The sequence below is a fragment of the Spirosoma fluviale genome, assembly GCF_900230225.1.
GTDB lineage: Bacteria > Bacteroidota > Bacteroidia > Cytophagales > Spirosomataceae > Spirosoma > Spirosoma fluviale.
This window is the reverse complement of the sequence record NZ_OCNH01000001.1, coordinates 632,444-656,660: the sequence shown is the minus strand read 5'-3', so window position 1 is coordinate 656,660 and position 24,217 is coordinate 632,444. Positions and strand designations below refer to the sequence as shown.

16 protein-coding genes are annotated in these 24,217 nt (G+C 50.0%); 10 read left to right on the top strand and 6 right to left on the bottom strand.

What is annotated here, in order from left to right; all coding sequences use genetic code 11:
• Positions 1-9: 9 nt before the first annotated feature.
• A complete protein-coding gene (locus tag CRO74_RS02780; RefSeq protein ID WP_097124462.1) occupies positions 10-3,192 on the bottom strand; it encodes a SusC/RagA family TonB-linked outer membrane protein in 3,183 nt (1,060 codons plus the stop codon).
• Between the two features lie 430 nt (positions 3,193-3,622).
• On the opposite strand from CRO74_RS02780, the gene CRO74_RS02775 reads away from it, so the two are divergent.
• The gene (locus CRO74_RS02775) at positions 3,623-4,639 is read left to right on the top strand and encodes a GntR family transcriptional regulator (protein WP_097124461.1); all 1,017 of its coding nucleotides are present in this window, start codon (positions 3,623-3,625) and stop codon (positions 4,637-4,639) included.
• Positions 4,640-4,759: 120 nt separating this feature from the next.
• Here CRO74_RS02775 and CRO74_RS02770 read toward each other — a convergent pair whose 3' ends face one another.
• The 3 genes from CRO74_RS02770 to trpF form a co-directional block, all read right to left on the bottom strand.
• Positions 4,760-5,815, bottom strand: a complete 1,056-nt coding sequence (locus tag CRO74_RS02770; RefSeq protein WP_097124460.1) for a toast rack family protein — start codon at positions 5,813-5,815, stop codon at positions 4,760-4,762.
• Between the two features lie 122 nt (positions 5,816-5,937).
• Positions 5,938-6,465: a PspC domain-containing protein gene (locus CRO74_RS02765; RefSeq protein ID WP_097124459.1), complete on the bottom strand. Its 528-nt coding sequence runs from the start codon at positions 6,463-6,465 to the stop codon at positions 5,938-5,940.
• Between the two features lie 146 nt (positions 6,466-6,611).
• Positions 6,612-7,247 (bottom strand): phosphoribosylanthranilate isomerase, encoded by a 636-nt coding sequence (gene trpF / locus CRO74_RS02760; protein ID WP_097124458.1) that lies wholly within the window; start codon positions 7,245-7,247, stop codon positions 6,612-6,614.
• Between the two features lie 225 nt (positions 7,248-7,472).
• Here trpF and CRO74_RS02755 point away from each other — a divergent pair, with 225 nt between their 5' ends.
• Positions 7,473-7,811, top strand: a complete 339-nt coding sequence (locus CRO74_RS02755) for a PadR family transcriptional regulator (RefSeq protein WP_097124457.1) — start codon at positions 7,473-7,475, stop codon at positions 7,809-7,811.
• Positions 7,808-10,492 carry an ABC transporter permease gene (locus CRO74_RS02750; protein ID WP_218840197.1) on the top strand — a complete coding sequence of 895 codons (2,685 nt, stop codon included), beginning with the start codon at positions 7,808-7,810 and terminating at the stop codon, positions 10,490-10,492. Before CRO74_RS02755 ends, CRO74_RS02750 begins: the two co-directional genes overlap by 4 nt.
• Before the next feature lie 77 nt (positions 10,493-10,569).
• Here CRO74_RS02750 and CRO74_RS02745 read toward each other — a convergent pair whose 3' ends face one another.
• A complete protein-coding gene (locus CRO74_RS02745) occupies positions 10,570-11,415 on the bottom strand; it encodes a sugar phosphate isomerase/epimerase family protein (RefSeq protein WP_097124456.1) in 846 nt (281 codons plus the stop codon).
• A 218-nt stretch (positions 11,416-11,633) separates the two neighbouring features.
• Here CRO74_RS02745 and CRO74_RS02740 point away from each other — a divergent pair, with 218 nt between their 5' ends.
• From CRO74_RS02740 to CRO74_RS02730, 3 genes are all read left to right on the top strand, one after another.
• On the top strand, positions 11,634-11,972 hold the full coding sequence (locus CRO74_RS02740; RefSeq protein WP_097124455.1) for a PadR family transcriptional regulator: 339 nt from the start codon (positions 11,634-11,636) through the stop codon (positions 11,970-11,972).
• Positions 11,969-14,623 (top strand): ABC transporter permease, encoded by a 2,655-nt coding sequence (locus tag CRO74_RS02735; protein WP_218840196.1) that lies wholly within the window; start codon positions 11,969-11,971, stop codon positions 14,621-14,623. The genes CRO74_RS02740 and CRO74_RS02735 overlap by 4 nt, the downstream gene beginning before the upstream one ends.
• Positions 14,624-14,710: 87 nt before the next feature.
• On the top strand, positions 14,711-17,368 hold the full coding sequence (locus CRO74_RS02730; protein WP_218840195.1) for an ABC transporter permease: 2,658 nt from the start codon (positions 14,711-14,713) through the stop codon (positions 17,366-17,368).
• 92 nt (positions 17,369-17,460) lie between these two features.
• On the opposite strand, the gene CRO74_RS02725 is transcribed toward CRO74_RS02730, so the two are convergent.
• Positions 17,461-17,820 (bottom strand): DoxX family protein, encoded by a 360-nt coding sequence (locus tag CRO74_RS02725; RefSeq protein ID WP_097124454.1) that lies wholly within the window; start codon positions 17,818-17,820, stop codon positions 17,461-17,463.
• A gap of 153 nt (positions 17,821-17,973) precedes the next feature.
• Between CRO74_RS02725 and CRO74_RS02720 the strand changes: the two genes are divergently transcribed.
• From CRO74_RS02720 to CRO74_RS02705, 4 genes are all read left to right on the top strand, one after another.
• A complete protein-coding gene (locus CRO74_RS02720; protein WP_097124453.1) occupies positions 17,974-18,375 on the top strand; it encodes a winged helix-turn-helix transcriptional regulator in 402 nt (133 codons plus the stop codon).
• A gap of 170 nt (positions 18,376-18,545) precedes the next feature.
• Entirely contained in the window at positions 18,546-21,134 is a 2,589-nt protein-coding gene (locus CRO74_RS02715) for an ABC transporter permease (RefSeq protein WP_097124452.1), read from the top strand.
• A 138-nt stretch (positions 21,135-21,272) separates the two neighbouring features.
• Complete coding sequence (locus CRO74_RS02710) at positions 21,273-23,645, top strand: ABC transporter permease (RefSeq protein ID WP_097124451.1); 2,373 nt, start codon at positions 21,273-21,275, stop codon at positions 23,643-23,645.
• A 208-nt stretch (positions 23,646-23,853) separates the two neighbouring features.
• Positions 23,854-24,192, top strand: coding sequence for a PadR family transcriptional regulator (locus CRO74_RS02705; protein WP_097124450.1), 339 nt, complete (start codon positions 23,854-23,856; stop codon positions 24,190-24,192).
• Positions 24,193-24,217 lie beyond the last annotated feature (25 nt).

The following is a 24,217-nucleotide window of genomic DNA, read 5'->3' as shown; positions in this document are numbered from 1 at the left end:
TCGTGGCGATTAGAAGTTCAGTTTGATACCAGCAGCATAAGTTCTGGGAACCGGATAAGACTCGTCGTCATTATTCGGCTCGGTCGTGCTTCGTACACCTGCATCCGGGTTATTGCCAGGGTATTTTGTGAAGATCAACAAGTTGTTACCCGTCACGAAAACCCGCGCATTGCTCAGGATTGATTTGAACTTGGGAAAGTTGTAGCCAATGGTAACGGTTTTGAGCCAAACGTAGCTGCCGTCATATACATACCGGTCGCTGCTCTCGCGTGACCATTTAAAGTAGCTGGTGCCACCCTGCGCGTGTACATCCGTTGGATTGGTGCCAGGGTTGGTTGCCGACCGCCAGCGATCTTTGGCCTTGTCGAGTACGTTGAACACGCCGTCCATGTTCATGGTCGAAGCCTCAATGTTGCGGTAGATATCGAAGTCCTGCGCACCAAGGAACATGAGGTTGATATCGAACTTCTTATAGTCGGCGGCAAATGTCCAGGCCCAGGTAAAAGCCGGATTTGGGTTGCCAATTTCAACCATATCCTGGGTATCGTACGAAATAACGCCATCGCCGTTGGTATCCGCGAACTTCATCCCGCCCGGAATAACGCCGTCCTGCTTGGGTGCAGCATCTATTTCGGCCTGTGTGTTGAAAATACCCAGCTTTTTATAGCCGTAGATCATGCCCACTGGGCGACCCACTTTCTGAACGTTGTAGCCCCCATAGAAACTGCCGTAATACAGCGCGTCATTGGCCCCTTTAATGGCCAGAATCTTGTTGCGGTTGAAGCTGATGTTGGCGTTGGTGCGGAAGTTGACCTGACCAATGTTGGTTCGAAATTCGGCCCCCAGCTCAAACCCGTGGTTCTCCACTTTACCGATGTTATCCAGACTGGTTGTAAAGCCTGATACCGATGGAATGGAAACCGGCAGCAGCATGTCGTTGGTGATTTTCCGATAGTATTCAGCGTTCAGAATCAGCTTGCTGTTGAACAGGGCCAGATCCATACCGATATCCAGTTGATCGGATTTTTCCCATTTCAACTCCGAGTTGGCAAATGCGCTGACGACTTTACCGGCGGCAAATGAATTACCCAAAATGTAGTTATTGGCCCCTACAAACGCCAGACTCGGGTAGTTACCAATTTCGTTGTTACCTGTTACGCCCCAACTGGCCCGCAGTTTAAGGTCGCTAAGCCAGGCTGTCTTTGGCATAAACGATTCTTCCGTGATACGCCAGCCAACGGAAGCGGCCGGAAAATCGCCGTACTTGTTCTTCGCCCCGAATCTCGAACTCCCCTCCCGCCGGAAAGACGCGGAGAATAAGTATTTGTCTTTGTACGAATAGTTGACGCGGCTTAAATAAGCCAGCATACTCCATCCAAACTCCGTAGAACTAGCCGACCGGATGGATGCCGCTCCCAGAAACGGAACCAGGTCATCAGGAAACGTATTGCCGGTACCGGTAAAGCCGCGTACTTTTTCCTGCTGAGCGGTGTAGCCCACTAGCACATCCAGACTATGATTGGCCGAGAGTTGCGGCTTGTACGTAAGTAATTGATCCAGCGAGTAGTTGGTCAACTCTTCCGTATTATCCGTTTGGGTAGCGATTCGTGGGGGCGCACCCGCCGTACCGGACGCTACAGACAAGCCAATGGTCGATGGCACATATTCCTTGTAGGTGTTATTGGTCAGTTTTACGTTGGCAGAAGTTCTGAACTTGAAATTCCGCAGAAAGGAAATCTCAACAAATCCGTTGGTCAGGAGATCAGCGATGTTCCGCTTCCGGTACACGTTTTCCAGCACGAACAGCGGGTTTGGGAAACCAAATACGCCATCTACCCCGTTGATGTACGGAATCAGCGACCCATCCGGATTATAGGGAGTAGCCCGTGGGTCCATCAGTAAGGAACCACCTACCAGCGCACTTCGCCCGTCGGTATTAGCCAGATTTTGCCGGGTATAGGTGCCGTTGATATTCAGCCCAACATTGATAAATTTATTGACTTGTCCCCCCAGATTGGAGCGAACGGAAATACGGTCATAATTCGTCTTTTTAATAGTCCCCTCCTCTTTATAATACCCCACCGAAATCAACGATTTTATGGGGCCGGAGCCGGACGAAACGGTCATATTCAGATCCGAATACGGGGCATTGTCGTTCATGATGAGGTCAAACCAGTTGGTCGAGTACTTGGTCTGCTCCGGGAACCGGTAACCAATAGGTACTTCGCTTTCGGCGGGTTCCCGATTCTGGAGAATGCGAATCTGGTCCATGAAAACGTCCTTCTTGAACTGAGCAAATTCAGGACCGGTCAGCATCGTTACCCGTCTGGATCTTGGCACCGCCTGAATCCCGTAATCGAGCGACAGATTCACGTTGACCTTCCCTTCTTTAGCCTGTTTGGTCGTAATGAGTACTACCCCGTTAGATCCTCTGGCGCCATAAATGGCTGTGGACGCTGCATCTTTCAGGACAGTGACGCTCTCAATATCATTTGGATTCAGGTTTTGCCCAACCGTCGTACCAACTGCAAAACCGTCGATCACGTATAGCGGGTTACTACCGGCCCCCAGCGAGCCAATACCCCGAACCCGAACTTCAAAGACACCGCCGGGTGTACCGCTTTTTTGTTTAACAACAACGCCCGGTGCACGTCCCTGTAGAATTTGGTTGGGGTTGTTGGCGGGTTGTTCGCCAATGTCCCGCATGTTAATAACCGAAACGGCCGAGGTTAAATCCTGCCGACGCTGCGAACCGTAACCCACGACAACTACTTCGCTGAGCGTTTGATCGTCCGGAATCAGGGAAACGGTTATTGATGTTTGATTCCCAATTTGAACCTCTTTTTTCTGGTAGCCCACAAAACTAAAAACGAGCGTTGCGGCCGAGTTGGGTGCCGAAATCCGATAGGCCCCCGATCCATCCGTTGTGGCTCCCTGTGTTGAGCCTTTCAGAACGACGCTTACCCCCGGCAGTCCACTTCCTTTCTCATCAATTACCCTCCCCGTAACAATAACATCGACCAGTTTCGTATCGCTGCTCACTGTTTGTCGTACAGAATTAGCCAGCGCCACCTGCTCTCGAACATTGGGCGGTGGACTACCTTTCTCTACACGTACTCCCTGTCCATGCGCATGGCTTATACAACAGCCAGCTACTATACTAAAGGCAACTAATTGATAGAGCTTTTTCATAGTGTTACTGTTTAAGGGTTTGATTAGACTTGCCTACTTGGAAATAGACAACTATCTGGCCAAATATTACAATAAGACTACGCCTAACTTTCCTATACCTACCTATTTTTTAATAGATTTTTAACAGTTTTTATTCTTAAAGTTTAAAAACACACCTTGTGAACTCAAGTATTAACTTAACCCGGGTGTGTAATGATTTTACTTATCGACCAGCTTGTTCAACCTCTTGGCTGTTAAGGTGGCGACAAACTACTCTCTTTAAGATTGCATGGCTTTCTTCGGTGGCAATAGGTCGCCAGAAGACCAGAGATTGCCCTATCCCTGGCTTAATTTATTGTTTTTGTATCGTCTAATTAATAGTAGCTAAACCTACTCTCTTCACTTTCTTATAGGTGCCCTGTAGCTATTACGTATACGCAATAAAGAGACTATGCTGTATCACATTAAAATCAATGATTACTCAAATACGCCGAAGTATCAGCAGATTTACAACTCGATTGTTGAAGGCATTGAGAATCAAGACATTTTACCCGGCGATAAGCTACCGTCTATTCATGAGGTATGTGCCGAGTTTGATGTGGCGAAAGGAACGGTAGAACGAGCGTACGAACTGCTGAAAGAAAAGGAGATAATTGGTGCCGTAAAGGGCAAGGGATTCTACATCAACTACACCAAAACAGGTAAAAACTTAAAGATATTTCTATTATTTAATAAGTTGAGTGCCCACAAGAAAATCATTTACGACTCCTTTGTTGAGTTGCTTGGACCGGGCGTGGCCATTGATTTCTTTATCTACAACAATGACTTCCGGTTGTTTCGGGATTTAATTCAGCGGCAGGCCCGTAACCACACGCATTACGTGATTATCGGCCATTTTTTCGAGGGGGGTGACAAAGCCGATGAGTTGATCAACAGCTTGCCCAAGCACAAACTGGTTATTTTGGATAAGCTAATGGAGGGGGTTTCGGGGCAGTATGCCGCTGTATTCCAAAACTTTGAGAAAGATGTTTATCAGGCACTTACCGAAGCACTTCCGCTACTGAGGAAATACACGACCCTTAACATTCTCTTTCCGCATTATACTTACCATCCAAAAGCCATCCTGAACGGCTTTTATAAATTCTGCTTCGAACACGGTTTCGAAACACGCGTGATCAACGACATCAACCACGAAGTGATTCGTCCGCAGAATGCCTATATTAATCTAATGGAAGAGGACCTGGTCGAGCTGATCAAGCGAATAAAAACTACGCCTTATATTGTTGGTCAGGAAGTCGGTATACTGTCTTACAATGACACGCCCCTGAAAGAATTTTTGCTGGATGGTATCACGGTTATCTCAACAGACTTCGCCCAAATGGGCCGAACGGCCGCTCAACTGGTACTGAATGCCAGTGTAGAACACGTGGAGAATCCATTTCATCTGGTCATTAGGAAATCCCTGTAATCCGAACCGCACGGGCGGCCTCTCGGGATTTAGTTAATTTTTCTGACAGACTATGATTTTACGATTCAGAGTCATCAGAAAAATCAACTAAATCCCGCAGGGCCGCCCGTGCGGTTCGGATTAGTAGCGCACCACTTTGAACTTTGAGATACCGCCATCGAAGCGAATGAGCATTTTCTTTTTGGCGGCATCGTAGCCGGGGCTTACAAACTCCCCGCCACCCACGCTGGTAAAATCGTCTAGTTGCTCAATGTTTAACGCACCGTCTTTCTTGATCCGGCAGCCTACTTCTTTTGGAACCCGAACCGTAACCGAAGCCGCACCAACGTCGAGCTTTACATCGGTCTGATCGGCTTTGGCTCCTAGCTTCAAGTCGAGTTCGGCAGCGCCAACAGCCAACTTCAGACTTCTAACGACATATGCACTCAAATCGAGATCGCCCTGGCCAGCGCCCAGTGCCACGTCCATAGTCCAGACGGGTGTCGTATTCAGGTGTACATCCACCCGGTTTTCGTAGTCACCGTCTTTCAGGTCGATGTTTTGTTTTTCTTCCGTGGGTTTCAACTCAATGGTTGGAATATGCGTCGTTTCATCGCGATCTACCGACATGGAGTAGCTGCCAACCGTTTGTTTTGTATCGGCTTTAATGAGTTCGGTGGTTGGGTCGCTGATGATAAACCGACCGGCACCACCCGATAGCTTCAATACAGCCTCCCGGGTGTCGGCACTCATCGGCTCGGCGAACGTGTTCGAGTGGGTTTCAGTCCGGCCAGCATCCCGACGATCGCGCTCCGAACGATAGTCGTCTTCGTTGTCGCTATCGTCATTTCCGTTATCCTCATCCGAATTATCGTCATCGCCATCCGAATAACTACGGTCGTTGTCATCATCGTCATGGTTCCAGCGCATATGGAAACCATCGCGGTCACGGTCATGGGAGAAAAAGCCAAACAGCGTTGTGGGTACGGCTACGGCCAGCATGACCGTCGTGATGAAGGCGGCCGGGTTGCCCCGCCGTTCCAGAATCAGGTTGACCCCGGCGAGAATCAATAGAACAGGCCACAAATTCACCAGTGAATGCCAGTCAACATCGAGCCAGCCTGCCCGCCGGGCCAGAAAAAGCACACCCAGTGTGAGCAGGAAAATGCCCCAGAATAATCCGTTAGTACGTTTCATAAGAGTAGTTTTGATGTATGATGTAGGATCGGGGCCGCCCGTGCGGTAGGATGGATGTATACGCTTAGCAGTTTAAGTACATCCTACCGCACGGGCGGCCCCGATCCTACATCATACATCATTTATAGGGTTCCGTTATTGGGGTCGTTTGGGGTTGGGTCACTCTTGTAAGGATCACTTTTATAGGGATCACTCTTGTAAGGATCGTTTTGATTCTGATCGAACGGGGTTTTGATCCGGTCCCGGAAAATCAGCCACAAGCCGATAGCGATCAGAATGAACGGCCACAAATCGCCGAAACTGATGTCGAAATAGCGATCAATCAGGAACAGAATACCGAGTAAAATCAGGACAGCTCCACCAACCAGACTACGGTCGGGCGATGCGGGTTTATTGGGATTGTAAGGATTCATGGAGAAAACAGGGTTTGCGTAAATAGTTGATTGAGCTGCAGAACCCGCAAAACGGCGTTCGGGTAATGCGATCCACAAGATAACATAAATGATGAAGGCCGGGAAATGGGGCAGAAAAATCCCAACCACAAAAAGTACCCGCACCAAGGTGCGATCAATTCCGAAATAATCAGCAAGGCCAGCACATACGCCCCCAATCTGGGCCTGGTCTGCTATACGTTCTAATCGTTTGTTCATGGCTTCTAGTGCCGGATCGCCGGACCGTTAAAACTGATGTAAACCTAGCCGATGAACGTGTTCTGTGGAAGGGGAATAGGAAGAATGGACGCGCCTATGGATGGATGTATGTTTTCAATGATAGTAGGTTATACATAGTACTAAAGTCACTCCTCCTCTATCGCTTCCAGAATATCCATTAACTCGCCAAACTCCTTATTGCCGGGTTGCTCTTCGGCACCTCCGCTTAGAGCAATGCCTGTTACGGATAGATCAGCGAGTAATTCATGCACGTTGTCGACGGAGACGCCCGTACCTAACAGGATTGGGTAGCGAGACGCCTGCCGCTTTAAGAGTTCTTTTACATCGTCATCCAGATGCATAGGGCCGTTGCTTTCGAGCAGGACATAATCGGCATTGGACGCCCCTGTTTGCAGGATTGTATCGAGCTGGTCGAAGGTGACTTGCGCGACATCCACCCGTAAGATGAACCGGAGGTCGTTCTCCGTTTTAGTTAATGTGCTCAAGTACGGAAGCAGAGCAGCCTCATCGACCTGTAATAAATCGGGCTGGTAGGTTTCCAGCAGTTGCTCTATAACCTCCAGGTCTGTCGATCTGGTTTCACCGACAATCTGAACACCCGCTACCCAGCCCCGTATCTCGCCAAATTTTTTCGGTTCAACATAATCCAGCGAATCAGCGTCCATTGAAAAGCCAAGCATATCGACCCCCATACCCGCACAATAGCGGGCATCGCTCAGGTTCGTAACGTTCGAGATTTTGACCAGCGTTTTAAGGGCCATAGTAGTAGGTAGTCGTGAAATTTTGATTGATTATTCGTAATCGCAAAGGTACAGACAGACCCGCATTGTATTACCTGAACACTGTCTGTATTGTTCATCACCGGACAGCGGTGTACGAAATCGGACAAACCCTATTTCACTAAATCCACGTCTGTAAGCTGAATAGGCCGTTTTTCGAACTTGGCAAAGCATTTGTTCTACAAAAGTTGATCTTATGTTTTCGGCATGAAACGAACGTACCTGGGTGAGTTTGAAGAACTGGTTTTATTAACGGTTGCCGTCCTGCATGAAGGGGCTTACGGGGTCGCCATTACCGATGAGCTGGACCGGCAAACGGGGCGATCCGTGAGCATCAGTGCCGTTCATGCCGCCCTCCACCGGCTGGAAGAGAAAGGCATGCTTAAGTCGCAGATGGGCGAAGCCACCGCCGAACGGGGCGGCCGGCGGAAACGACTGTTTTCGGTTACAGCCTTGGGTAGCCGTGCGCTACACGACATACGGGCCATGCGCGACCAGTTGTGGGATTCGATTTCGCCAAGTGCCTTACCAGTCATCAGCTTATGAACACCCGGCCTCCCTCCCAACCCGTCGAACCACCCCGTTGGGGCGACCGGCTGCTCGAATGGTTCTGTAACGCCCACCTGCTGGAAGAGATACAGGGCGACTTGTACGAACGATTCACCCACGATGTGCAACAAGTTGGCCTACCGAAAGCGAACCGGCGCTACTGGCTCAATGTAGTCCAATTCATACGCCCCTTTACCCTGAAACGGCAACCTGAACATTATTCTTCCCCCGGTTTATTCTCGTCAATTATGCTACGCAACTACCTCAAAACCTCGCTCCGAAACCTGACCCGGCATAAGGTCAGTACGCTGATTAACCTGTTCGGACTTACGCTGGGGATAACGGCCTGTCTGGTTATTTACCTCATCACCAATTACGAACTCAGCTACGACACCTTCCATCCCGACAGCGAACGGATCTATCGGCTGATAGGCGAATCCCAATATGGCAAGTCGGGCGAAAAACACCCGGTGGGTTTTGTCCCCAATGCAGTTCCGAAAGCCATTCGGGAGGAGATTACGGGACTGGAAACGGTGGCGGCTTTTCATAATATCTCGTCAGATGTACTCATCCCAACGGGGCAGGAAAAACCGAAGCGATTTGAGAGTAGCCGACACGATGAACTGGTCGTCGTAGACCCGCAGTTTTTCGACATTTTCAGGTATGAATGGCTGGCGGGCAATCCCCAAACAGCGCTGAATGAGCCGTTCAAAGTTGTCTTGTCCGAACAAAAAGCGCGCACGTATTTCGGCAGCATTCCCCTCGATCACATACTGGGTAAAGAGGTCATCTATGAAGATTCGGTGCGGGTGAGTGTGGCTGGTATTGTAAAAGAATGGGTGCAGCCATCCGATTTCAACTTCACTGACTTTATCTCATTCGCCACCATCCGGGCCAGTAAGCTCAAACAGAGCATCAACCTCGACCAGTGGACAGACATCTGGTCTGCCTCGCAGGCGTTTGTTAAACTACCTCAGGGTGCCACACCCGAGCAGTTCACTGCTCAACTTCAGCGGTTCGGCAAAACGCACTTTACCAAGAACATGGAGCTGCAATTTACTCCTGCTCTGCAACCCCTGTCCGACCTTCACTTCAACGATGAGTATGACGACAATTATTCCCGGAAAGCGCATTTGCCCACGCTCTACGGCCTCATGGCCATTGCCGCGTTTATTCTGCTCATTGCCGCTATCAACTTTATCAATCTGGCCACAGCCCAATCGGTGCAACGGGCCAAAGAAACCGGCATTCGGAAAGTGATGGGGAGTAGCCGGGCCAATTTAATTTTTCAGTTTCTGAGCGAAACGGCTTTACTAACGCTCATTGCCGTACTCATTTCGCTACTGCTTGTTCACCCAATTCTCAGCCTATTCCAAACGCTAACGCCCGAAGGACTTACGGTCGATTTGTTCAGTTGGCAAACGTTGATCTTTCTATTTCTCGTCACGATAACCACCTCGCTGCTATCCGGCTTCTATCCATCCTGGATGCTGTCGTCGTTTGTGCCCGCCTTAACATTGAAAGGGCAGACGACCAGCAAAGGCGGTGAGAACGGGAATCTCAGAAAAGGGCTGATCGTCTTTCAGTTCACGGTGTCGCTGGTGTTTATCATTGGCACGCTTATGGTGAGCCGACAGCTTAACTTCATGCGAAACAAAGACCTTGGTTTTTCTACGAATGCCATTGTGTCGATCCGCCCCGGTTGGGGTGATAAGGGACCTGTACTGGCGCAAAAGATAAAGCAGTTAGCGGGTGTTGAGCGGGTTACAATGGAGTGGTTCCCACCCATGGGGCAGGCCTTTATGGTGACCAAACTGACATACAGGGATAAGAAAAAAGACGTCGAAATGGACGTTTCAGCCAAGATAGGCGACGAGAATTTTATTCCGCTTTATCAACTTCGACTTCTGGCTGGCCGGAATTACCTCAAAAGCGACTCCCTCCGCGAACTGGTCATCAACGAAACCTATGCGAAGGCGTTAGGCTTCAAAAAACCAGCCGATGTCCTTAACAAGCTCATCCGATTTCAGGACAAAGCCTTTCCGGTTGTGGGTGTGGTAGCCGATTTTCATGAGCAGTCGTTTCACGAAAAAATTGGCCCGGTGTTTATCGCCAACATGCCACAGGCCCGCAATATTAGCGTTAAACTCGCTACCCAGGGCAAACAGGTTGGTGATTTGAAAACGACCCTGGCCAGTCTTGAACAAGCCTGGAAATCCGTCTATCCCGACAAAAAATTCGAGTACACCTTTCTGGACGATTCCATTGCCAAACTCTATGAGAAAGAGCAAAAAACCGGACAGCTTGTCAATATGGCAACGGCCATCGCCATTCTGATTTCGTGCATGGGCTTATTCGGTCTGGCGACGTTCACGGCGCAGCAGCGAACAAAAGAGATTGGTGTCCGAAAGGTATTAGGCGCATCGGTCGCCAGTATAGTAGCCCTGCTCACCAAAGACTTCCTGAAGCTGGTCTTTATTGCCCTGATCCTTGCCTCCCCTATTGCCTGGTGGGCCATGCACCAGTGGCTCAAGGATTTCGTCTACAAAGTCGACCTCAACTGGTGGGTATTTGCCCTGGCGGGTGTTCTGGCAATCAGCATTGCATTAGTGACTGTCAGTTTCCAGAGTATAAAAGCTGCCTTGACGAACCCGGTGAAATCGTTGCGGTCCGAATAATGTAGAGACGCAATACGTTGCGTCTCCTATGCGTCAGCCAAAACCATCCGGTCAGGGAGACGCAACGTATTGCGTCTCTACATTTTATTATACATCTTCCGAAAATTCTTAACGCTTTCGGCGATTTCGGGGCCGTTGTTTTCCCAGTGGTACTCATATTCTACAGAGATCGGGCCTTTGAAGCGCTGGCGTTTCATTTCGGTAATGACCTGCTCTACTTTGCTATCGCCCGTTCCCCAAACCACATCGTGGTACTTCCCATCTGGCGTGTCACTTTTTACATCTTTGAAGTGCATACCCAGCACATGGCCGTTCAGTTTTTTCAGGCACTCGACCGGATCAAGGCCCGAGCGTACCCAGTGGCCAATATCGGAGCAGGAGCCCACGTATTTACTGCCACCAATTGCTGCCAACACGGTATCCGGGTGCCAGTAGCGTGATGGCTTCGGGTGGTTGTGCAAGGCAACGTTGATCTTATACTGCCCGGCCAGTTTCCGGACTAACGGCATCTGTTCGGGCGTCGGCTCTGAGTTGATGTTCAGGATACCCATGTCTTTGGCAAAGTCAAAAAGCGTTTGCCAGTCGGCATCTGTTTTGGGATTGACAACGCCATACGCAACCACGGTTAAGCCTTTGTCTTTGATCAGTTTTTTGACCACCTGCCGGGTTGCCGCATCCATCGTAAAGTCCATCTTCCCATCTATCCCACCGCCAATCGTTTGACCGGGGAAAGCCTCCACGTATTTCAGACCGCAGCTGTCTATTTTGCGGAGCGCATCGGTAAACGAAAACAGCCGGAACGAATAGGCTTGCGCCCCCAGTTTCCAGCCCGCCTTATCTTCGGGTCCCTTTTGGGCAAATACCGTCGTCATGCTCATGGCGAGTACCGTCACACAGAGTATGAGTTTTTTCAAATTATTCATAAAAACGTCAGGGGTTTGTTTTCAAACAAAAGAATGTGGGCTTGTCGCTTTACCCGCTGTGCATCGGTCGTCGATCTGTCCCATACCGTACAAACTTTGTCCGAATCTGGACAGCACACTCTCAGTTGCTTTCCAAAAACTGCCTTTGTAATCTTGAAACCGCCTTTTTCTCTTCTGGCAAGGCATTTGCTCAGCAAAAATAGAACTAATACTCAGCTATGAAACGGACCTATTTAGGCGAGTTTGAAGAGATTGTACTACTCACCGTGGCCGTGCTGGAAGGGCAGGCATACGGAGTGGCACTTACCCACGAAATTATCGAGCAGACGGGCCGTTCGGTGCGTTTGAACCAGATTCATGCCGCCCTGCAACGGCTGGAAGATAAAGGCATGGTGAAATCTGAAATGGGTGAACCGACCGCCGAACGCGGTGGCCGTCGGAAACGACTCTTTACCGTTACGGCCTACGGTCGGCGGACGTTACAGGAAATTCAGGAAGTGCGTGTCAGCCTGTGGAGCCGCCTGGTCAATCCGTTTAAACCCGTAACCAGCTTATGAAAACGCCCGCAAGTCCGAAGCCACCCCGTTGGGCCGACCAACTTCTAACGTTCTTCTGTGCGCCCCACCGGCTGGAAGAAACCCTGGGCGACCTGCACGAGGAGTTTACCTATCAGGTCAGACGCGTTGGCGAACGGCGGGCGCGATGGCGCTATTGGTGGGATGTACTGGGATTTGTTAAACCATTTGCCATTAAACGAAGACCCGCAGCTTACCCGGTTCATCCTGCTAAGCGCAATCACTATTCACCAAATCACCAGACCATTTCTTTCCTCAACCCTGCTATGATCCGCAACTATTTCAGAACCGCCTGGCGCAATCTGGTTAAGAACAAGTTTTACTCCTTCATCAACATTTCGGGACTAACCGTCGGTCTGGCCGTTGGCATTTTGATCTTGTTGTGGGTGCAGGATGAGTTAAGTTTCGACCGGTTCCATACCCAATCGTCCTCTATTTATCGACTCGAAAACTGGGCGGGTACCGGCAGTAGTCGGCAAATCTGGACAACTACCGTAGCGCCCATCGCTGGCTTCGCCAAACGAGAAACACCCGAGGTAAAAGATGCCGTTCGGCTAACGGAGAATTACGCCTACACCCTGTTCAGGTATAAGGATAAAACCATTAACGAGCAGAAGACTTTCTTTACCGACCCAAGCCTGTTTTCGGTATTTGACTTTAACCTGATCCAGGGCAATCCGGCCAAACCCTTTCCGGATAACAACTCGGTCGTCCTTACCGAGACGACCGCCAAACGGTATTTCGGCAATGAAAATCCCATTGGCAAAGTACTGGCAGCTACTGATAATACCGCGTTTACGGTCAGTGGCATTATCCGGGACTTCCCAAAAAACTCGTCGATCAAGGGCGATATGTTTCTGCCAATCTCCCTGTTCTTCAAGAATATCTACGAAGGAAACAAAGAGGGGAAAAACATGGACAATGATTTCTCGCAGTTTCAGTACAATACCTATTTGTTGCTCCAGCCAAACACATCGGTTGCCAGCCTGGCGACTAAACTACGAACTATTCACCTGCGCAATAAACCCAATGATACCGACCTTACCTACCTGTTGCAACCGCTTCCCAGTATGCACCTGTACAAAGCCGACGGCACCGAGGGGGGTATAGAAACCGTCAGGATGTTTTCCATTATTGCCCTGCTGATCTTAGCGATTGCCTGTATCAACTACGTGAACCTCTCTACGGCCCGCTCGCTGCTGCGCTCTAAAGAAGTGAGCATGCGGAAAATTGTGGGGGCCGCCCGGAGTCAATTGTTCATGCAGTTTCTGGTCGAAACTACACTGCTTTTTTCGCTGGCAGCCGCGCTGGCTCTTGGTCTGCTATTTGGCTTACTTCCCTTTTATAATGAACTATCGGGCAAAGAACTCGTGCTTAATTTCAGCGATTACCATATTTGGCAGATTATCGGGCTAACCATTGCCGGTACGCTGGTTGCATCGAGTATCTACCCGGCCGTGTTGCTATCCTCGTTTGAGCCGCTCAAAGCGCTGAAGGGGAAAGTATCGGCCCGTTTGAGTGAAGCCTCCTTTCGCAAGTTACTGGTCGTCATCCAGTTTTCCGTTTCGGTTATCCTGATTGCCGGTACGTTTATCATCAATAATCAACTGCAATACATCCGCTCGAAGGAGTTGGGTTACGACAAAACGCATGTGTTCGCTTTCTTTATGCGGGATATGCGCAAACACTACGACGCGGTGAAAGCCGACTTGCTGAACCAGCCTGGTGTAGCGGCCGTTACCCGCGCCAACGCCAATATTATTGTGCTGGGCGGGCAGACCGGCGATAATGAATGGGATGGAAAAGAACAGGGCGAAACCATGATGATGCACCCTGTCGCCATCGATAAGGATTTCATTCCCTTCTTCAACATGAAGCTGCAACAGGGGGCTAATTTTACGGGGGCCGTAGCCGATTCGCTGCATTTTATCCTGAACGAAACGGCAGTTAAAGCCGCTCGCCTTAAAGATCCCATCGGGAAGCGGTTTAGACTCTGGAAACACAATGGCACCATTATCGGCGTTGTGAAGGACTTCCATTTTGCGTCGATGAAGCAGACGATTGAGCCCTCTATTTTTTACTACGAACCCCAGGACATGGGCGCTATTTATATCAAAACAACCGGCAAGGATGCTGAACATGCCATAGCTTCGGCTCAGCAGTCCTGGAAGCAATACAATGCTGATTTTCCATTTGCCTATTCTTTCCTGGACGACGTATTCAATAATCTCTACAAATCCGAACAGCAAACCGGGCTTCTATTCACAATATTCTCGTCAATTGCCATCCTGATTTCGTGCCTTGGTTTGTTCGGCCTGGCGGCATATACGGCACAGGTTCGCACCCGCGAAATTGGCGTTCGTAAAGTGTTGGGGGCTAGTGTTGCCAGCGTCATTCAACTTCTGGCGAAAGACTTTATTCAACTGGTTATTATAGCCATTGCCATTGCCGTACCCATCGCCTGGTGGGCCATGAATCAATGGCTTCATGACTTTGCGTACCGAATCGACATTGAATGGTGGATGTTTGCCCTGGCCGGTTTCCTGGCACTGGCCATTGCCCTGCTGACGGTCATCTTCCAAAGTATCAAAGCGGCCCTGATGAATCCGGTGAAAAGCCTACGGAGCGAATAAATGGCAAAAGGGTAAGGGCATGGGGCAACGAGTAAACTGTTCGTAGTCATCACCCTTCCCTGTGCCCTTACCCCTTTGCCCAACGCCATGAAAACGCCACCCCCTTTAGCCAACCGCCTACTCCGCTTCTTCTGCTCTCCTCACCGACTGGAAGAGGTTCAGGGCGACCTGCACGAAGAATTTGACTATCAAGTCAGACGCATTGGCGAACGGCGGGCGCAATGGCGCTATTGGTGGGATGTACTGGGATTCGTTAAACTCTCGCTTGCCGACTGGTTATTTAACCGAAATCGCAAACCTTCCGATTATTCGTCAACCCCTTTTCTAAACGCAGCTATGTTCCGCAACTATTTCACCATCGCCTTTAGAAACCTCGTCAAGCATAAGACGTACTCGTTCATCAACATCATCGGTCTGGCACTGGGCATTGCCGTAAGTCTGCTTATCCTGCTGTTTGTGATTCACGAACGAACCTACGATCAGTTCCATACCAACGCCGACCGGATTTTCCGGGTTTATACCCGAATGAAGTTTGGGGAGCAGGAAATCCAGTCCGACCGGATGTCTGCACGATTTGGCCCGGCTGTTCAGGAAGCGAATGCCGGTGTGCTGGGGTTTGTCCGTATCGCAACGACACCGGGGCGCGTGGTGATTAAAACCAGCCCGGAACGTAAGTTCTTTGAAGGTAAATTCATTCTGGCCGATCCGTCATTTCTGAGCGTTTTCTCCTTTCCCTTTAGCGAAGGGTCAGCCCAAACGGCTCTCGTTCGGCCCATGACCGTTCTCTTGACCGAACGCACCGCCGAACGCTATTTTGGTCGCGAAGACCCAATCGGAAAAACGATTACGTACAATAATAAACTCCGGTTTGAAGTAACGGGCGTGCTGAAAAATCCGCCATCCAACTCAACCGTCCAATTCGACTTTGTCGCTTCGCTGAACAGTCATCCGGCCATTGAACGTATCCAGAATGGGTTCCTTAAGGACGACGAGGTAGCGTTGAACAGTCAGTACGTACAGGGAGGCCATTTTCAAACATTCTTCCTGCTACGGTCTGCAGCCGATACGGCGACGATCCTTCGCAATCTGCCTTCAATCATAAAAGCGTCCGGAGCCAACCCGAAAGGGTGCCGGTATATTATTGATCCACTGACAAGTGTTCATTTAGGAATGAATTTCGGCGATACAGCTAATTCTCGCTACCTGACCATTTTCCTGGGTATTGCCGCCCTGACGTTGTTGCTGGCGTTAATCAACTACATGAGTCTGACCACGGCACGGGCTACCCAACGGGCTCGGGAAGTGGGCGTCAGAAAAGTAATGGGAGCCGCCCGCAGCGAACTGGCCGGGCAATTTTATGGTGAATCCATATTCATTACGCTGCTCGCTTTCCTGTTGGCGCTGGTGCTGGTAAAGGCGCTTCGGCCACCATTCTACCAGCTCCTGAAACTTGATATTGATCCGTCGTTTATATACAGCCCCACATTTGGACTGGCCGCACTTCTCTTACTGATAACCTGTGTACTGCTTTCAGGCAGCTATCCCGCCCTCCTTCTATCGTCGTTTAATCCGGTCAAGGTATTGAAAGGGCAGCTAACAACCGGACAGGGTGGCCCTACCGTTCGACGGATTTTCACGGTTGTTCAACTTACGGTGTCGATTGGTCTGATTGGGTGCAGTATTCTTATCTACCAGCAAGTGCAGCACTTGCAAAACCGAAAACTAGGCTTGTACAAAAACCGGGTTCTGGTTGTGCCGGTCGATGCTTCGCTCACCAATCAATACGGTAGATTCAAACATGACCTGCGGCAGATACCCGGTGTCGAACGGGTATCTGCTGCATCGTCGGTACTCTACAAGGAAGGGGGAAGTATTTATTTTACGCAATCGCCGGTAACCAAAAAAGATATCAGCATCCATGTGTTGTCCGTAGACGATCAATTCGCCGAAACACTCCAGATTCCCTGGAAAAGCAAACCCGACTCAACACAGTTGGCTGCACCCAACACCGTTGTACTCAACGAAATAGCGGTACGAAAAATGGGGTTTGGCAATCAACCGTTGGGCCAGCGCCTATCCTTGGGTTCAGAAAAGAGCGAAGTCGTGGGTGTGATGCGTAATTTTTACTTTACGGACATCAACGACTCCAACGAACCCCTGGCTCTCTTCGTTGCCAAAGACACGGCCAGCGCAATGGCCCAATATGGCGGTAGTTTATACGTCCGTATTCAACCCGGTGCTGACCTGCAACAAACGGTCGGGCGCATCGAGACAACGTATCGACAGTTACAGGTTGAGAAACCGTTTGAATATTATTTTCTGGACGAGACCTTCAATAACATTTACAAATCTGAAGCCCGGCTAGCCAACCTGTTTAGTGCTTTCACGGGATTTGCCTTATTCATTGCCTGCCTGGGCCTATTCGGCTTGGCCGCCTTCACGGCTGAACAGCGAACTAAAGAAATTGGCGTTCGAAAAGTGCTCGGTGCATCGGTAACCAGCATCATTACTTTACTCTCAAAAGATTTTCTAAAACTGGTACTGGTTTCTATCCTGATTGCCTCGCCCATAGCCTGGTGGGCGATGAACAAATGGCTCCAGGATTTCGCTTACAAGATTGACATTGCCTGGTGGGTGTTTGCGCTGGCAGGTGGCCTGACCACTACGATTGCTCTGCTAACAGTTAGTTTTCAAAGCATCAAAGCCGCTTTGATTAACCCAGTGAAATCGTTGCGGTCCGAATAATGTAGAGACGCAATACGTTGCGTCTCCTATGCGTCAGCCAAAACCATCCGGTCAGGGAGACGCAAGGTATTGCCGGTCCGCCGGTGCGGTCTCTACGATACCACTGGCAAAAAGATCGTTTTATCCCGCAGGAAAGCGCCAATCCAGATCAGTACAAGTGGCAGAAACGCGTTTAACGGAGCCCCATGCGAGATCTCGGTAGCGAGTGCTCCGGCAAAATAGCAAGACAATAAAATGAAGCCCAGCTTCATTGTTTTGGGATAGATGAACAGGGTCGCAAAGCCGATTTCCATTAAACCAAGGACAATAGCTTTATCCCCCACCCCTGCTTTCGTGAGCGTATCGATGACTTCTTTCGATTGAGTCAATTTCATAACACCACTGAGAATCGGCATTCCAGCGGCCAGAACGGTGAAAATGATGGTTACAATTCGCATTACTTTTGGATTCATGATTAGTACAATTTAAACAGCCATTCCGGCCTTTGTTTGGTAACAGCAAACGTAGTTAAACCAGCTATCAATTTGTAAGTACTATACTAAAGGATACCAGTTTCCTCCAGGATACCAGCTGGCCGACTCGATATAGCTCACTATCTTTAATCTATGAACACAATCGTTGAGGCCGCTCCTCCCAGACTTGGTACCGGAAAAATCCATTCTGGGGCCGAATGCACCCAAAGCTTACAGGCCGTTCAGGATGCGCTCTATGTTTTAAGTGGTAAATGGAAATTACCGATCATCATTGCCATGAGCGGTGGCCCCAAGCGCTTTGGCGAATTGCAGCGTCTGGTTTCGGGTATTACGGCTAAAGTTCTCAGCAAAGAGCTAAAGGAACTGGAGATGAACGAGTTTGCTGTGCGGCATGTCTACGCGACCATGCCCGTTACCGTCGAATATGAACTAACGGAATACAGCCAGTCGCTGAACAGCATCATCGAAGCATTACGAACCTGGGGCATCCAGCACCGCGCCCGAATCCTCGGAAAAGACAAGGTAGTTACCTAAGACTTATCTGTCCAGATGCGTACAGAATTTGTCCGTTTCTGGACATTATCCTCGTGACTTAAATCATTAAAAGTGCCATTCCTAACCGGGATGGCACTTTTTTTAGTTTGGTCGGGCATTTGTTATACATATACATAACTAATGAACGGCCATGAAGGGAACCTACTTAGGTGAGTTTGAAGAAGTGGCGGGAAGATGATTTAAACGAACTGTTCTCCGAACGACTTAAGTCGGTGGGTCTGCGCCAGGCTCGATGGCGGTATACAAAAGACGTGTTAAGTCTAATGCGGCCTTCGCTGATCAAACGACAACCCAGAGATAACCCTCGACTATCCTTATTCAGCACGGATATGCTTTCCAATTATATCAAAATAGCCTGGCGGAATCTGATTCGCAACAAAGGCTATTCGTTTATCAATATTGGTGGATTAGCAGTCGGTATGACCATAGCGATCCTGATTGGTTTATGGATCTATGACGAGTTATCGTTCAACAAGTCCTTCCAGCATTACGACCGCATTGCGCAGGTCATGCGCAACCGAACGGTAAATGGCGAAACAGACACCAGAATGGGTCTGCCAATACCGTTGGCTCAAAGTCTGAAAACTAGCTACGGCGATAGCCGCAACGGTGGGCCGTTTAAGCGTGTTGTCCTGTCATGGTGGACAAGCCTGCACACCATCAGCGTATCGGACCAGGTGTTTTCGAAGAGCGGCAAATTCATGACGCCCGAAGCCCCCGAAATGCTTTCGCTAACCATGCGCCGGGGCAGTCGGGCGGGCCTTACCGAACCAGCCTCTATACTGCTGTCGGCATCGCTGGCGAAGACCCTGTTTGGCGAGGAAAACCCGTTGCACAAGACCCTGACAATTGACAATACCATGACGGTCAACGTTACGGGTGTCTACGACGATCTACCAGCGGGGAGCAGCTTTGCCGATGTACAGTTCATAGCTCCCTGGGACCTATATGCCGCGTCGACTGATTGGGTAAACGAAGCCAAAGACGACTGGACGAATACCTCGTTTGAAGTTTTTATTGAGTTGGCTCCCTCGGTCAGTTTCGCCGACGTATCGGCAACGATCAGGAACCTGCTTGTTGGCAAAACCAGTGCTGATGTTGCCCGGAAGCCCGAAGTACTCCTGTATCCTATGTCGCGCTGGCATTTGTATTCAGACTGGAAAAACGGCGTCAACGAAGGTGGCCGAATTCAGTTTGTCTGGTTATTTGGTCTGATTGGCCTGTTTGTGTTGCTACTGGCCTGCATCAACTTCATGAACCTCAGTACGGCCCGCTCGGTTAATCGGGCCAAAGAAGTGGGTATTCGAAAAGCCATTGGCTCCCGGCGACAGGAGTTGGTTGCTCAGTTCTTTGGTGAATCGCTACTGGTAGTTACGCTCGCGTTTGGGGTGGCTATCGGGCTGGTTTTTCTATCAATGCCGTTTTTCAATCAGATCGCCGACAAACAGATGGTGACTCCCTTTACAAATCCCCTGTTCTGGGTGTTGGGGGCCGGATTTGCTTTGCTGACAGGACTCATAGCTGGTAGCTATCCCGCCCTTTACCTGTCATCATTTCGGCCCGTTGCAGTCCTGAAAGGTGCGATACAAACCAGCAAGAGCATTGCTACACCCCGACGGTTGCTGGTCGTTTTGCAATTTACCGTCTCAATTACTCTCATTATCGGTACTCTGATCGTTTACCGGCAAATTCAGTTTGCCAGGAACCGCCCCATTGGCTACAACCGGAACGGGCTGATTTCGATGGTTCTGAATGTGCCCCACTACGAAAAACACCGGGAAACGGTTCGGAACGAGTTGATCAGATCGGGAGCGGTACTCGAGGTAGCCGAATCGGCCAGTCCGCTAACCGAAGTTCAGTCGACCAACGGTGGCTTCGACTGGGCGGGTAAAGACCCGACGTTGCAAATCAATTTCGGGACAATTGGCATATCGCATGAGTTTGGCAAAACGGTTGGCTGGACGTTCAAACAAGGACGCGATTTCTCCAGACAACTGGCTTCTGACTCGCTGGGAATCGTCCTGAACGAATCGGCCGTAGCGTTTATGGGTATGAAAGACGTTCTTGGCAAAACTATTTCCTGGAATGGCAATGGTTTCAATGTTAGCTTTCACGTTATCGGTGTAATACGGGATATGGTCATGGATTCGCCCTATGAGCCAGCCCAACCGTCGGTCTTTTTCATCAGCCCGAAACACGGCCAGTTCCTGACCATGCGACTCAACCCAACCCAAAGCCCGCAGGACGCCCTGGCAACAATTGGCGACGTATTGAAAGAGCATCTGCCCGCTGCCCCGTTCAACTACACCTTTGTCGATGACGAGTACGATCAGAAGTTCCGTACCGAAGAGCGCATTGGCACATTGGCTTTCATTTTTGCCACGCTGGCCATTTTCATTTCGTGCCTTGGCATTTTTGGACTGGCTTCGTTTATGGCCGAGCAACGTACCCGAGAAATTGGCGTCCGCAAAGTGCTGGGCGCATCGGTGCTGAATCTATGGGGATTGCTCTCTAAAGACTTTGTGTTTTTAGCTCTGATTGGCTTCGGCATGGCAACGCCTATTGCCTGGTATTTCCTGCACAACTGGCTCCAGGAGTATACGTACCGCACCGATATTTCGTGGTGGGTCTTTGCCGTATCTGGTGCCGGTGCCTTGTTAGTTACCTTGCTAACAGTAAGCTTCCAAAGTATCAAAGCCGCGTTGATGAATCCGGTAAAAAGTTTACGGTCTGAATGATGTAGAGACGCAATACGTTGCGTCTCCCGACCGGATGGTTTTGGCTGACGCGAGGTGGGACGCAAGGTGAGACACAAAAGCAACGAAACAGAATTTCCTGCGTCTTTGGATCAACTGTGTCCTCAACCGCTGGTAATTATGTTCCGAAACTATCTCAAAATCGCCTGGCGCAACATTGCCCGGAGCAAAACCTTCTCCTTTATCAATGTGCTGGGCCTTGCTCTCGGCATGACCAGCAGCCTGCTCATTTTACTCTGGGTGCAGGACGAACGCAGCATCGACCAGTTCCACGCCAACGGGCCAAACATTTATGAAGTATTGGAGAACCAGCAATGGACAGGCAACGACATCAGTACCACCCCCTCAACACCCGGACCGCTGGCTTTTGCCCTGAAAGCTGAAGTGCCCGAAGTTGAACGGACAGTTAAAGTTACCTGGCAGGAAGAGCACCTGCTTTCGGTGGGCGACAAAGGGTACAAAGAAAAAGGGCGGTATTCGAGCCCAGATTTATTCCAGATATTCTCCTTCCCCCTTGCGTATGGCGACCCAAAAACGGCCATTGCGGAGCCAACGTCTATCGTTATCTCCGAAAAAGCAGCGCAAAAGCTTTTTGGTCGAACGGATGTACTGGGGCGGATGGTTCGGGTCGATAATAAGGAGGATCACAAAGTAACGGGGGTGGTGAAGGACATACCCGAAACATCCTCTCTTAAATTTGATTTTGTGTTGCCCGAAGCGCCGTACGAGAAGGAGAACAAGTGGCTGGAAGGCTGGGACAATAACGGCATCCGAACCTACGCGCTCCTGCACCCAAATGCGGATATCGACGCTCTGAATGACAAAATCCTAAACTTTATTAAGAAGCATGACAAGAACGTGACGACCATCACGACGTTCCTATTTCCCTACGAGAAAGCCTACCTGCAATCGAAATTCACCAATGGCAAGCCCGATGGCGGGCGGATTGAGTACGTCCGGATTTTCACCATTGTCGCTATCTTCCTGCTCATTATTGCCTGCATCAACTTCATGAATCTGGCTACGGCCCGCTCGGCCAAACGGGCGAAGGAAGTAGGCATTCGGAAGGTTGTAGGGGCCGAACGTTCGTATCTGGTCGGTCAGTTTGTTGGCGAAGCAGTATTGACGGCCCTCTTCTCATTGCTGATTGCGATAGTTCTGGTGCAGGTGCTGCTTTCAAGCTTCAATACCTTAACGGAGAAACATATAGAAATCCAGTACGCCAACCCGCTGTACTGGCTCACCCTGTTTGGATTAGCCCTGATAACCGGACTCATTTCTGGTAGTTACCCGGCCTTATTTCTATCGTCGCTTCAACCGGTAAAGGTGTTGAAAGGTACGCTACGATTTACGGCGGGTGCCGTATTCTTCCGACAAGGGTTAGTAGTTTTCCAGTTTGCTCTCTCATTATTGTTAATTATTGGAACCTTGATTGCTGGTCGGCAGGTGGATTATATCCGCACCAAAAACCTGGGCCTTGACCGTGAAAATGTCGTTTATATGGACCTCGAAGGCGATTTACCCAAACGGTTCGACGCGTTCCGGGAAGAACTTCTACAAGCACCAGGTATTCAATCCGTATCATCGGCAGGCAACGACCCGATGCAAATTGGCAGTTCGACCACCGGCGTTGAGTGGAAAGGCAAACCCGAAGGCGATAAAACCCTGTTCAATCAGCTTCCGATCAGCTACGACTTCATCTCAACCATGAAGATTAAGCTGCTCGATGGCCGCGACTTTTCAAAGGGCACCATAACCGACAGCACCAATTACATCGTCAACGAAGAAGCCGCCCGTCGAATGGGCGCATCCACGCCGGGCATGAAGAGCGCCGTTGGTCAGGATTTGAAATTCTGGGGTAAGTCGGGGAAGATTGTTGGGCTGATCAAAAATTTTCACATCAATTCCCTGCGCGTAGCCATCGAGCCCCTCATTTTACGATTGGATTCGACCAATACGGTCCTGCTTGTTCGCACGCAACCCGGTCAGACCGAAAAGGCGCTCAAGAGCATGGAGCGGCTGGCCAAACAGTTTAATCCAGCCTACCCATTCGATTATACATTCGCCGACGAGAGTTTCCGGGAGCAGTATAAAAGCGAAACCCTGATTGGCACCCTGGCAAACGCCTTTGCGATTATCGCCATTTTCATTGCCTGTCTCGGTTTGTTTGGCCTGGCCATGTTTACCGCTGAGCAACGCACCAAAGAAATCGGCGTGCGTAAAGTGCTTGGAGCGTCGGTGCCCAACATCGTCGTGCTGCTGTCGAAAGACTTTTTGAAACTGGTGCTGATTGCCATCTTGATTGCCTCACCCCTGGCCTGGTGGGCCATGCACCAATGGCTCAAAGACTTCGCTTACCGAATCGACATTGAATGGTGGGTCTTTGCGCTGGCGGGCCTGATCGCCATTGGCATTGCTCAATTAACGGTCAGCTTCCAGAGCATCAAAGCCGCTTTGATGAACCCGGTGAAAAGTTTGCGAAGTGCGGAGTAAGCGACAATCAGGCTGGTTTAGACTGTTATCTTTTGACAAGGCAACCCGATGTTCGGGTTGCCTTGTCCGTTTTAGGCACAACACCTGTCCAGAAACGGACAGTTGACTTATCCTGCATACAATAATTAGTTCGATTCTGAGCAATCAAGGCACTTTTGGGTAGTTGGCACCGCATTTGTTCGGCATTATCGTATAATATCAACCGGGTATGAAACGAACCTTTCTGGGAGAGTTTGAAGAAGTGGTTTTGCTGACTGTAGCGGTTCTGGGCGAGGAGGCTTATGGCGTCACGGTCACACAGGAGATCGAGCAGCGAACCGGGCGGGGCGTTGGCTTTAGCACCGTACATACAACCCTGCAACGGTTGGAAGAAAAAGGCTTTCTATCGTCGGAGATGGGTGGTGCCACGGCTGAGCGAGGTGGCCGAAGAAAGCGTTTTTTCACCGTAACAGCGCTGGGTCGGAAGGCATTGCAGGAAGTGAAGCAGATTCGCGAGGAGTTATGGGCAGCTATGCCTCCGCAAACGCTTCAGCTGATGGGCGGATAGCGCAGGGCTTGGCCGTCGAATTTAC

Bases quoted from the DNA above. Each gene is read 5' to 3' on its own strand.
- CRO74_RS02725 (WP_097124454.1), bottom strand. From the start codon at position 17,820: ATGAATCCAAAAGTAATGCGAATTGTAACCATCATTTTCACCGTTCTG.
- CRO74_RS02750 (WP_218840197.1), top strand. From the start codon at position 7,808: ATGAACACCCGGCCTCCCTCCCAACCCGTCGAACCACCCCGTTGGGGC.
- CRO74_RS02745 (WP_097124456.1), bottom strand. From the start codon at position 11,415: ATGAATAATTTGAAAAAACTCATACTCTGTGTGACGGTACTCGCCATG.
- CRO74_RS02775 (WP_097124461.1), top strand. From the start codon at position 3,623: ATGCTGTATCACATTAAAATCAATGATTACTCAAATACGCCGAAGTAT.
- CRO74_RS02740 (WP_097124455.1), top strand. From the start codon at position 11,634: ATGAAACGGACCTATTTAGGCGAGTTTGAAGAGATTGTACTACTCACC.
- CRO74_RS02705 (WP_097124450.1), top strand. From the start codon at position 23,854: ATGAAACGAACCTTTCTGGGAGAGTTTGAAGAAGTGGTTTTGCTGACT.
- CRO74_RS02780 (WP_097124462.1), bottom strand. From the start codon at position 3,192: ATGAAAAAGCTCTATCAATTAGTTGCCTTTAGTATAGTAGCTGGCTGT.
- trpF (WP_097124458.1), bottom strand. From the start codon at position 7,247: ATGGCCCTTAAAACGCTGGTCAAAATCTCGAACGTTACGAACCTGAGC.
- CRO74_RS02735 (WP_218840196.1), top strand. From the start codon at position 11,969: ATGAAAACGCCCGCAAGTCCGAAGCCACCCCGTTGGGCCGACCAACTT.
- CRO74_RS02720 (WP_097124453.1), top strand. From the start codon at position 17,974: ATGAACACAATCGTTGAGGCCGCTCCTCCCAGACTTGGTACCGGAAAA.
- CRO74_RS02755 (WP_097124457.1), top strand. From the start codon at position 7,473: ATGAAACGAACGTACCTGGGTGAGTTTGAAGAACTGGTTTTATTAACG.
- CRO74_RS02765 (WP_097124459.1), bottom strand. From the start codon at position 6,465: ATGAACAAACGATTAGAACGTATAGCAGACCAGGCCCAGATTGGGGGC.
- CRO74_RS02770 (WP_097124460.1), bottom strand. From the start codon at position 5,815: ATGAAACGTACTAACGGATTATTCTGGGGCATTTTCCTGCTCACACTG.
- CRO74_RS02710 (WP_097124451.1), top strand. From the start codon at position 21,273: ATGTTCCGAAACTATCTCAAAATCGCCTGGCGCAACATTGCCCGGAGC.
- CRO74_RS02730 (WP_218840195.1), top strand. From the start codon at position 14,711: ATGAAAACGCCACCCCCTTTAGCCAACCGCCTACTCCGCTTCTTCTGC.